The organism is Thermaurantimonas aggregans (assembly GCF_003851885.1).
Taxonomy (GTDB): Bacteria; Bacteroidota; Bacteroidia; order Flavobacteriales; family Schleiferiaceae; genus Thermaurantimonas; species Thermaurantimonas aggregans.
The window spans coordinates 1-11,714 of record NZ_BHZE01000034.1 but is presented as its reverse complement, the minus strand read 5'-3'; the positions used below and the strand labels follow the sequence as shown (position 1 = coordinate 11,714).

General features: G+C 42.9%; 2 protein-coding genes. Both read right to left on the bottom strand.

Annotated features, from left to right (window positions below; genetic code table 11):
• Positions 1-5,653, bottom strand: a 5,653-nt coding sequence (locus tag EIP89_RS11105; protein ID WP_124398758.1) for a right-handed parallel beta-helix repeat-containing protein, incomplete at its 3' end; no start/stop codon positions are given.
• 145 nt (positions 5,654-5,798) lie between these two features.
• Positions 5,799-11,288 carry a T9SS type A sorting domain-containing protein gene (locus tag EIP89_RS11100; protein ID WP_124398757.1) on the bottom strand — a complete coding sequence of 1,830 codons (5,490 nt, stop codon included), beginning with the start codon at positions 11,286-11,288 and terminating at the stop codon, positions 5,799-5,801.
• Between the last annotated feature and the right edge of the window lie 426 nt (positions 11,289-11,714).

Here is an 11,714-nt window from a genome sequence, read left to right as displayed (position 1 = left end):
CGGCATTCGGATTCGGATAAACCTTCAGGCGGTTTTGCAGGGAGATTTCGCTGATGCCGATGCTGAAGGTAAGGGTATCGCACACGGTAGTTGAGCCACAGGCGTTAAAGGCAGTGACGCACACCGGATACACCCCGTTTTGCGGGAAGGTGAAGGTCGGATTCTGCTGGCTACTGCTGCCTGCCGTACCAAAGGTCCAGTACACCGAGTCGGCGTCGGTGAAGGTGCCTGAGAAGTTCACCGTATAATTGCTAATGGTGTAGGTGAAGGCTGCGGTGGGCAGAGGTGCTATTCCTACAGTGACGGGTATGCGCACATTGGAACACGGCGTTCCCCGATAATATAGGGTTATTTTCCAGGTATTATTCGGTATAAAATTCTGAGAGGCATCACAGCCATTTCCACCGAATGTCCTGCCTGCGTGAAGCTCAAAAACTAAAGGTCCTGTCACAACCCCGTTGGCTATGGTCAAACCGGTTCTTTTGTAATTCAGAGTACCACTAGTGGAGCCTGTTCCTACAGCAAGCTGGGTTTCAGACTGTCCGGTAGTAATGCATCGCAACTGTGAACGCTGATCGCTCATCCACCCTCCCGCCATTGCAGTAAAGTCATATTCTACATCGAGAGAATCCACAATAAATCCGACGGGCAGATTTATGGTCAAAACACCCGGACAAGCTGACGCCCCAGGTAACGTTGTGAAATCTCTGTCTGATTGGATATCACCCGCCGAATAGGTAAAAGTCTGACTACCAGTTAGTGAACTGTACTCGAGGTAATATGTATTTTGAGTAGAAACGGAAGGAACGAAGAATGAATTGCTGGTTGCCAGCGGAACAGTATCGGTGGCCGAGCCAAACCAATTGTACTCTACTCCAGGCCAGTTCTGTGCTAGAAGAGTGATTGTGTCTGTTCCGGCACACACAAAAGCAGTATCTGCTTTAGGTATTACAGGAATATGAATGATTGTTTTAGTAATTGAATCATTGTCTTTAACTTGATCAGTGGCTAGATCCGCATAGGCATTAATCACTACATCTGCACCATTAGATGTATTTAAAGTACCAATAAGTACGGTATCTGTGTCTCCTGGCGCTAGTGGGCCGGCATAAGTCTGTGAAAGTGTTTGATTAATAGTTCCAGTAATTTGAGCTTCGAAAGGAATGTTTGATAATGATGAAATTCCATTATTTCTCACCACCATTTTTATTTCGGTATTCGTGCTGCCACATATTAAATGTTCAGGACTTATTAGCGCTATTGCTTCTACATCAAACTCAATGGGTGTACACACAAGAAGTGGACCTACATAAGGGCCGAAGGATGACCCACATACTTCGCGCACATACACATGATAGCATGTGCCTACAGATGGTAGTGAGAGATTGTAAGTTTTTGTAGTAATACCAGTAATGGTTGTACCTGGAGCGCTACCCGGAATAAAGCCAACGGGACCCCATTCGACTTCAAAGGTATCGACCATCGATTCCCAGCTCAGAAAAACTCCCTGAGGGTAAATGCTGTCAGCACTAAGAGCCCAAACACCTGTACAGGGCTGAGGCACAAACTCAATAGCCCCAGGGTCGGGAGTAGTAGTACGCGCTACCCCGTTGATATCTGTTGGTATAAGGCTTAGGAGATTGGCTCCAATATTGTTGATTGCCCCGGATTGTGGTGTAAAATTGTATGTAGAAGGGCTTATAAACGACGGATTAGCAAACACGGAATTTTGGTCATAAAGGTTGTTATTTGAGGCTTGCCAATCACTTAATGTCTGGAATGAAGTGGAACCTAATTGTGCTACATCACCTGTTGTGATAAAATACGCGTTGTTGTCAATTTGATAATTTGTAGGAGTGTTCAGTATGTTGATACAATGTTTAGTGGACGAGCCTGCTCTATCGACACTTACAATGTTATTTTGAATGCGCACATCAAATGCATTAGCTGTGGTTGCCGAGCTGTAAATACCCCTAGTCAGACCGGTAGTAGAGGTTGATTCCTCTATGAAAATGGTATTGTGAACGATATCAATCAGTGGTTGAGATATCCATATGCCTGAATAAATACCGTTAGTACCTGACATTTCGATGATGTTGTTAGCGATTAAAGCTCTCTGGCTGGAAGCAGGACCGGCTGAAGTCACATAAATACCGGCCATACTCGAGGTATTTGTGTTTGGTAAATCGCCCGCGATATTTACTATTTTATTGTTTCGGATGATGAGGTTTTCATTGACTCCGGCAGTGCCCAATGCGTAAATTCCGTAAAAGGTTGTAGTATTTGTGCGATCAGGCCTCTCAACGTAGTTACCTTCGATGGTCGTATTTGGCATGTTTGAAACACGTATGGCATCACCATATGTATTAAGAATTATGTTATCTCTAATAATGTTGTTTTTCGCATCTCCTGCAGCATTTCCATAAAGAATGATTCCGTACCCTGGCCCACCGGATGCACTACCGATGATGGTATTCTTTTCAAACAAATTATATGAACCAGTAGCACCGGCAGTAATGGCGCTTGTGGCGCTATTGGTCATTACAATTCCGGTTGAATTGGACAGAGTGATGCTGGTAACTGCACTGATATCAATGGTACAGTTGCGTATGGTATTGCTGTCGGCATTGTTGTCCAGCCAAACTCCCCAACCGAAATCCGTAGCAGTAGTCACAATTATGAGGCTGTCTATGGTAAAATGCTTGGCTCCTGTCAGACGAATTATGTGCCGGGCATTGGTAGTGGGGTTGAATTGAATTGTATTTCCGTTTCCATTTATTGAAATTGTGTTGGTAGATGAAACTCCAGCCACTTCTTCAAATGTTACCTGTTCAGTATAAGGACCGGATCCAGGAGCTACATTCACTGTGATTGCACTACAAACACCGGCAGATTTTAAAACATCATTAAAGTCATTAAACGATTGAAAGTTGGTAGCGGATGCCGGTGCTAGTGCATTGATGGTATAGGTGCCCTGAAGTCCTGTACGCACATTTGATAAGGTCAGGGTGTTGTTTGAAGCATCTACATCCGCACCCGGGCCTGAAGCTACAATTTTTGCTTCGATTGAGTATAAAACATTTGGTGAAACTGAAAAGGTACCAAGGAGAATATCTACAAAAGAAGTAGGGGCAAGTGTGCCAGTCCACTGTACCGTATCAATTACAATATTGTTTACCTTCCACTGAATGGATAAGGTTGAAACGGTATCAATTCCAAAATTTGCTACCCGAATTTCTACTGGTACAGATGTTCCGCAAATTGATCCGGAAGGTTGTATAAAAGTCTGGATTCCAGGATCAGGACCTTGAGGTGGAGCAAACTGAATAGCACCAGGTACGGGAAATGTAGGCCTAATAAAACCGTTAATATCCTCTGGAATAAGGGTACCTAAATTTGCTCCTACGCCGTTTAAGAAGGGTGCTGAAGGTTCAAAATTTAATGCAGCTGTATTGATAAACAGCGGATCACCAAATACAGAGTTTTGGTCATAAGCTCCGTTGTCAGCAGTTTGCCAGTCGACAAGTGTTGCAAAGTTGGTACTTGTAAGCTGACCAACTCCACTGTTAGCAGGTGGATTGACGATGAAGTATGCGTTGTTGTTTATAATAGAATTTACACCGGCAGGGTTATTTAATGCAATACAATGTTTGCTAGATGTGCCGGTTCTATTGATATAAACTAGGTTGTTGCGTATCCAGTAATCGGTACTGTTAGCCGCAATTGCACCATTAAAAATACCTCTGGTCAGCCCTGTAGTTGAGGTAGTATTTTCTATATGCACGGTATTATGAACCACATTAATATGAGGTTGAGTAAACCAAATGCCGTTATAGGTGCCATTTGTACCTGAAAGACTAATGATGTTATTAGCAATTAGAGCCCTATTACCAGACGATGTTCCGGTAGATATTACATATATTCCGGCGAACGTAGAGGTATTTGTTGCTGGTATGGAACCACCGACTTCCCAAATGCGATTGTTGCGAATAATGAGGTTTTCATTTACCCCGGTAGAACCCAAAACATAAATTCCGTTAAAAGTCGTAGTTCCGGTTTTAGTAGGTCTAGTAATCAGATTGTTCTCAATCGTTGTATTAGGCATGTTAGATACCCTTATTCCATCTGAATAGGAGTTTAGTATTGTATTAAACCGAATGGTATTATCAGAAGCATTACCGGTAGATTCCCCATATAAGCTTATACCATATCCTGGTCCACCTGCCGGATTTCCTAATATAGTATTGTGCTCAAACAAATTATGACTACCTGTAAATCCTGCTGATATAGCAGAAGTGAGGCTTCCGCTCATCACGATACCTGCTGAGTTTGATACGGTCGTTGAAGTCACGCTGCTAATGTCAATCGTACATCGGCGAATCACATTGTGATCAGCATTATTAAAAAGATGGACCCCCCAGCCGAAGGTTGTAGAAGTAGTAACGATATTGAGACTATCTATCGTCATATAATCTGTTCCATCTAATTGAATGATGTGGCGGGCTCCCGTCACAGGAGAGAATTGTATTGTGTTGCCGTTTCCATTGATAGTAATCGTATTTGTTGGTGAAGTGCCCGGTATTTCAGTAAAAGTTACTTGTTCGTTGTATGGACCTGAATTTGGAGCCACATTCACCACCACAGGACCGCATATGCCAGTTGAATTCACTGTGTTGGCAAAGGCATTAAAACTTTGAAAATTAGTTCCGCTGGTTGGCAATGCGCTATTGATGGTGAAAGTCCCTGATATAGCAGGTGTTCGCACGACGGTGGCTGTGTCATTGGTATTTACCGTATCAGCCTGGTTATTAGGATTGGAAGTCCAGGCTTTGATGATATAATTGACACCTGCCATGAAATTAAAACTTCCAAGTGTTACTTGAAGTGAACTATTACCTGCACCACCGATTGTATCTAAAGGTGTGGTTACAGTTACAGGGGTTTGTGTCACTCCGTTAACACTCCAATTCACTGTAACGTTATTAATTACATTATTTCCATAGTTGAAAATGGTAGCTTTCACAGGGTGAATTCCGGGGCAGAATACCTGTGGTGAATCAATAGATGCTACTCCGGCATCGTTGGGCGCTTTAGCCAATAGACGATACATTACGCCCCCATTTAGCTGCCGGGGATTAAAAAAGGAGGTTTGACCCGGATTAAAAGTAAAAGCACTTGCTGCATCTACGATAATGGTCACTGTACCATCTGTAAATGTTGGAATATTGGTGTTGGTGGTAGAAAATACATTACCAGTCCAATGAATGGCAAAACCAAATGTGTCACCGGGTTGCATGATTACACCCACAGAAGCAGGAACTACTTGTGGTATCGGCTGAGTTGAGGAGGGACTGATACCGCTGAATGTGGGCGATTGACCTAATTGAATCCAGCCATTGGCAGCATTGATTCCGGCAGGTTGTCCATTAATTCGCTGTGGATTATACCAAATAGTAGCTACGCCTGAAGAAGTACTGAAGGAGCTCAATAAGCTATCAACTATTATGGGTTTGTTGGTAGTTAAATTGAAGCAGATTCCTCCGAGAGTATTTCCACCACCTGATAATGGGGGAACTGTCACAAAAGTGTTATACTGGCCAGATGAGAGATACACAAAACAATACGTAAAAATTAGAGTAATAATTTTATTCATAGCTCTGTTTTTAAACTTTTCAAAGTTAAAAATTTTGATGTTAAGAATATCTGAAAACGACCTTTTTTGTAATAAGAATCTGATAAATAATAACAAAAGCCCTTTTTTTAAGGGCTTTTGTTAATTAAAAAATTAAAAATAAATCTTACTTCTTCACTACCACCTTGCGGGTGAGCTGGCCTGTGGTGGAGTGGATGCGCAGCATGTAGGTGCCGGCTGGTAGTGTTTGTAGGTCGAGCCGCTCGTGGTAGTGGCCGGAGGCACTCTTCCAGGTGGCGCGATAGACGGCTTTTCCTGAGAGGTCAAGGACTTCGATGGGCAGCTCGGCCACGTCGTCGCTGAAGGTCACGTCAAACACACCGGCATTCGGATTCGGATAAACCTTCAGGCGGTTTTGCAGGGAGATTTCGCTGATGCCGATGCTGAAGGTAAGGGTATCGCACACGGTAGTTGAGCCACAGGCGTTAAAGGCAGTGACGCACACCGGGTACACCCCGTTTTGCGGGAAGGTGAAGGTCGGATTCTGCTGGCTGCTGCTGCCTGCTGTACCAAAGGTCCAGTACACCGAGTCGGCATCGGTGAAGGTGCCTGAGAAGTTCACCGTATAGTTGCTGATGGTGTAGGTGAAGGCTGCGGTGGGGGTATCGATTACATCCACATTTACCTGAGTGCGGATATTGGAGCAGGCTTGTTTGCCGTAATGAATACTGCCGTTGAATACCCTTGGATTACAGCAATAGTCGAATGCTGAACAGTGCCCGTTGCCGGAGATAAATGTCAGGTCGGCATTTGATACTGTGAGTGAGCCGGTGCTATACCTGGCATTGTGCTGCACATAGAAGCCCGTGACCTGATTAGGAGTGAGGTTAATTGGTGTGGGCAGGCTTACAAAGAAGGGCACATCGATGGTGACCGAAGGTATGGTGGTAGAATATACCTGAGTCCAGTCGGCCTGAGTCGAGCCTTGCCAACTGCCTGTTTTAATCCAGATAGTTACTTGGTGATTGGTAGCTGTGGACAGTGGAATGAGTGTAAAGCCTGTAATACTGACTCCTGTGGGCGACATCAGGTCAAACATATTGCCATGCGTACAGCCCGTGCCTCCGGCATTGGATACGAATAGGGAGTCACTTACACTTTGATACTCCAGATAGTAAGGAACATTGATGTTGCCGATGGTTAGGGAGTCATTGGTGCCTAAGAGAGTACCCCCCGTAGGAGCATCAAACCACCTGTATCTCACACCGGGTAAAGGCAACCCCACCAAGGTAGCAGAGGTATCGCCTGCGCAGGCTTGAGTAGACAAAGCTCTGGGCGCAAAGGGTATTATGGTCACGTTCTTGTTGATGCTGTCGTTGCCATTTTCCTGGTCGTTGGTTAGGTTTACGGAAGCTGTGATGGTTACAAGACCGCCTTGATACGTATTAAGCGTACCGACGGTGATGGTATCTCTGCCTCCGGGAGGTATAGGTGTGGTGAATGTACCCGAAAAGGTCTGGTTGATATCGCCACTTATGGCAAACTGATACGGCAGCGATGTAATTGGGCCGAAACCATTGTTTTTGACGGCGAAACGAACAGCAGTAGTACTATCACCGCAAAACTGATTGGTGATGCCCACAATCTCCTCAAGTTCAGCGTCAAATTCGATAGGAGTACAGACCAGAAGTGGGCCTGTGTAAGGGCCGAAAGAGCTACCACAAACTTCTCTGACATATACATGAAAACAAGTATTGACAGTTGGAAGTGAGAGGTTGTAGTTTTTACTAGTAATTCCAGCGATGGTTGTACCTGGAGCGCTACCCGGAATAAAGCCAACGGGACCCCATTCGACTTCAAAGGTATCGACCATCGATTCCCAGCTCAGAAAAACTCCCTGAGGGTAAATGCTGTCAGCACTTAGAGCCCATACACCAGAGCAAGGCTGAGGGGAGAACTCGATAGCCCCGGGGTCGGGAGTGGCTGTGCGGGCCACACCATTGATATCTGTTGGTACAAGGCTTAGGAGATTGGCTCCTATATTATTTACTGAACCGGACTGAGGAGTAAAATCATCATTAGCCGGATTGACAAAAGCCGGGTTGGTAAAAACTGCGTTTTGATCTCTTCCTAAAGCTTGCCAATCTTGAAAAGTTTGTACGTCACTTCCATTAAATCCAAATACCACACTTTGATCTGAAGTAAAATAGGCGTTGTTATTATAGTTCACTGATGTACCGGCAGTTGTTTGGTATACAATGTGTTTTGTGCCGGAAGTTTGAGTTCTGTTAAGCCACACTATGTTATTTAAAATATTCAGATTAGTCGGAGTACCGGTTACCCATATTCCACGTGTAATACCAGTGCCAGTTGCAAGAGGTTCATCTATTGCAATAGTGTTATGAGCAAATGTGAGATTGTCCTGGGTTATGAGATAAGCAGCATATACAGTACCACTGCCATTGATGTTATACACCATATTATTGGCCACGATTGCAGGAGCATTCGCGTCAGATGTTCCACTTAGATAAATTGGATAAGAAAGACCAGTTAAAGTGGTGGCATTATCATGGGTATTATGAATTTTGTTATTAAGAACTTTCAATCCGCTATGTGCACTTATAATGAAAAATCCATAGTATGTGCTCACAACACTTCGGCTTGCTCGCGACAGGTCATTTCCTATAAATTCAAAGTTTTTTTGCCCTCGGAAGTAAGTAGAATACAAAGCTGGATTTTTAAATGTACAATTAACTACTTTATTGTCTTCCGATAAATCAGTAAGAGTAGATCCTCCGCTTATCGCCAGGTTGTAATAACCACCTTCAAAAGTGCAATTTTCAAAAGTGATGCGATGAGCTACAACCCCTATTCCCGTTCCGGATGTGGATGTAGGTGTTACATACACACAGCCGTGATTTAAACTGGTAGTAGTAGTATCTGCAAAGAAATAGCAATTTTTAAATAGAATATTTTCACTGGAATTGGAAATCCATACGGCCAAACCCCATTGAGTCGTACCCACACCATCGGCAAATATTTTTAAACTATCAAATTCAATATTTGAAGAATTTAAAATTCCTAAGGTGTATCGTTGGTCGGTATTAGTAGCTGTAAATCGCAACTCATTTCCATTTCCAAGGATTTTTACTTTTTTAAGTGAATCTGGCTGAAGTCCGCCTATCACCGGTTGCTCAATGTAAGGACCAGTAAACGGTACTACTTCAAATGTCACACTGTCACAGATTCCGAACTGACTTAATGCTTGAAATGCTGATTCAAAAGTTTGAAAATTAGAATTGGAAAGAGGCGCTAATTGATTAATTGTATATACGCCAGAAAGTCCTTTTCTCAATCCAAGAAGCTCTATACTATTGTTTGAGGGATCTGTGTCTACGCCTGGCCCACTGGCAGTGATAGTAGCTTCTAAATCATATATACTGTCATTAGACAATGCAAAAGTTCCTAAAATAATATCAACTGTAGATGCTGTAGGTAATACTCCGTTCCATGTAACCGGGGGCATAGACTGACCATTAATAGACCATGAGATGGTCAGTGTATTGACTGTATCCTGGCCAAAATTACCAGCTCGAATTTCTACAGTTGCGCTATCTCCGCAAGTTGGTGTGATAGGCTGTAGCCAGCTTATCAGACCCGGATTAGGACCCGGTGGCGGATCAAATTCATAAGCACCGGGGTCGGGAAGAGTACTTCTGGGTACACTGTCAAAATCAAATGGAACCAGACCACTCAGATTTTTCCCCATACTATTGAGCTGTGGAGCCGAAGGTCTGAGATCGTTATTAGCTAAATCCACAAAAAAGGGATCAGTAAATACGCTATTGGAGTCGCTTCCAGATGCCTGAAAATCAGCAAGTGTATTAAAGCTTGTGCCTCTGAAAAAAGATGCAGGCGCCATAGATGTGGACGGTTCTTTATAGTATGCATTATTGCTTATCCAAACTGCAGCTGAACTGCTTGTGATATAAGTAAGCATTCTGTCGCCTGTTCCGGGTCTGTCGAGATAAAGTAGATTGTTCCGAATTTCTACACCCTCTGTAGGAGTGCCAGCTACCCAAATCATTCTAGTAATGGAAGATGAAGTTGACAGAGTATTAAAAACAACCGTGTTGTGGAAAATTTTGGTATGATTCGTTATACCGGATAAATAAATGCCGTAGAAAACTCTATTTGTTTGAATATCATAAATCAAATTATTGGCAATAATGTTTGGTTTAGCTGCTGTGCCTGATACACTACTGAAAAATATCGGATAACCAGCAAAGGTGGCTGAATACGGATTAGCACCATGAGCATTGTGAATTTTATTGTTAAAGACTTTGACCCCGCTGCCGCTCGTAACCATGTAAATGCCATAAAATGTGCTAATAGTTGTTCGTGAAGGTCTGCTTATATCATTTCCAAAAACTTCCCAGTCATCCTGATTTGATCCATAAACACCATAAAGATAAAAGTCAACAAAATGATTGTGGATAATTCTGTTGTTTTCTGCGCGATCGGTGGAACTCACCGATAGATTTGTAATTGCGTAGTATCCACCAATAAAATAGTTGTATTCAAACAGATTATTACTTCCAGATGTAGAGGAAAGCGTCGCCGATGTGGGAGATCCTCCTAGAACAATACCTGCATACGCTACACTTGTAGAAGTCGTTGAGGATATAATTGAACACCTTCTGAATACGTTCCAATCAGCATTTCCGTGCATACGTACACTAAAGCCTTGTGCACCGCTGTCACTCCGTATTGTCAGGGAGTCAATAATCATGTATTTGGTGCCTTCCATTTCCCAGGTTACACGGTCATTTGTATTAGGACTTGTGTATGAAATGGTATTTCCGTTTCCATTAATTGTAATTGTATTGGTAGTGGATGTGCCCAATATATTGCCGAAGTGTACTTTTTCTAAATAAGGGCCGCTTGATGGAGCTACATTAACTACCAATGGCCCACAAACACCTCCTATATTCAGTGCTGTAGCTAATTCACTGAAGGTCTGATAGTTTCCAGAGCCTGTTGGCAATCCGGCATTTACAGTTACCGTACCAGTCATACCTGGTGTTACTATCCTTTGCGTCGTATCGTTTCTGTTTATGGTATCTGGCACACCATTGGGCATTGAAGTCCAGGCTTTAATTTCATAAAATTGGCCTGAAAGAAAATTAAATGTTCCCAAGTTTACTGAAACTTGATTCGGACCTAGCCCATTTACTGTATCAATCAATTGGTTTACAAAAACGGGTGGTTGAACTACGCCATTCACCGACCAATTAACGGTAACAGAATCAATCTGATTTGTCCCATAATTTCGCACCGATACCCACACAGGGTGAGTACCCGGACAGAATGCCATGGGAGAATCAATGGAAGCTACACCGGCGTCATTGGGGGCAAAAACAGCAGGTTCATAAACTATGGCTCCTGTAAACCCACGCGGATGCAAAGTTGGCGTAGGCGGGGTTCCTGCATACCCGACCAGTGATCCAACAGTGATTTGCAATTCACTTGTAGTAAAAACCGAAGGAGTAGGATTTGACGTGTAGAATACACTGGAACCCAGCAACCTAAAAAATATTCCATATGTTTCTCCTTTTGGGATCATCAGCGGATTGGTGAGTTGAATATAATTCATGTTTGTGGCGATACCTGTGATTGATCCCGTTTCATGTAATATCCAACCATTTGCTGCTGAAATGTTGGGAGGACCGTTTACGCTATCAGGATTATACCAAAGTTCATAGCCGTTGGTTGCTGTGGATGTTTGACATGCGATTTCAAGTATGTTGACTGCTTCTAATGCTTTTAGATTAAATGATATACCTGAATTCGTTGATGTTGAAACACTTCCGGTGAGAGGTGGTCTTGTAAATAAGGTATCAGGAAATGTTAATCCGTACTTGTAAGAGCATGTAAATAAAATCAGTAGTAATAATTTTTTCCTGACTTCCGCAGATTTTTTATTTTTTGCTTAGTTGTAATTATAAATATTTGTTATACAATGATTTATAAAATCCATTTTCGTCATTTTGGGTGTTAATTTTATTTAGAGGCAAAAATT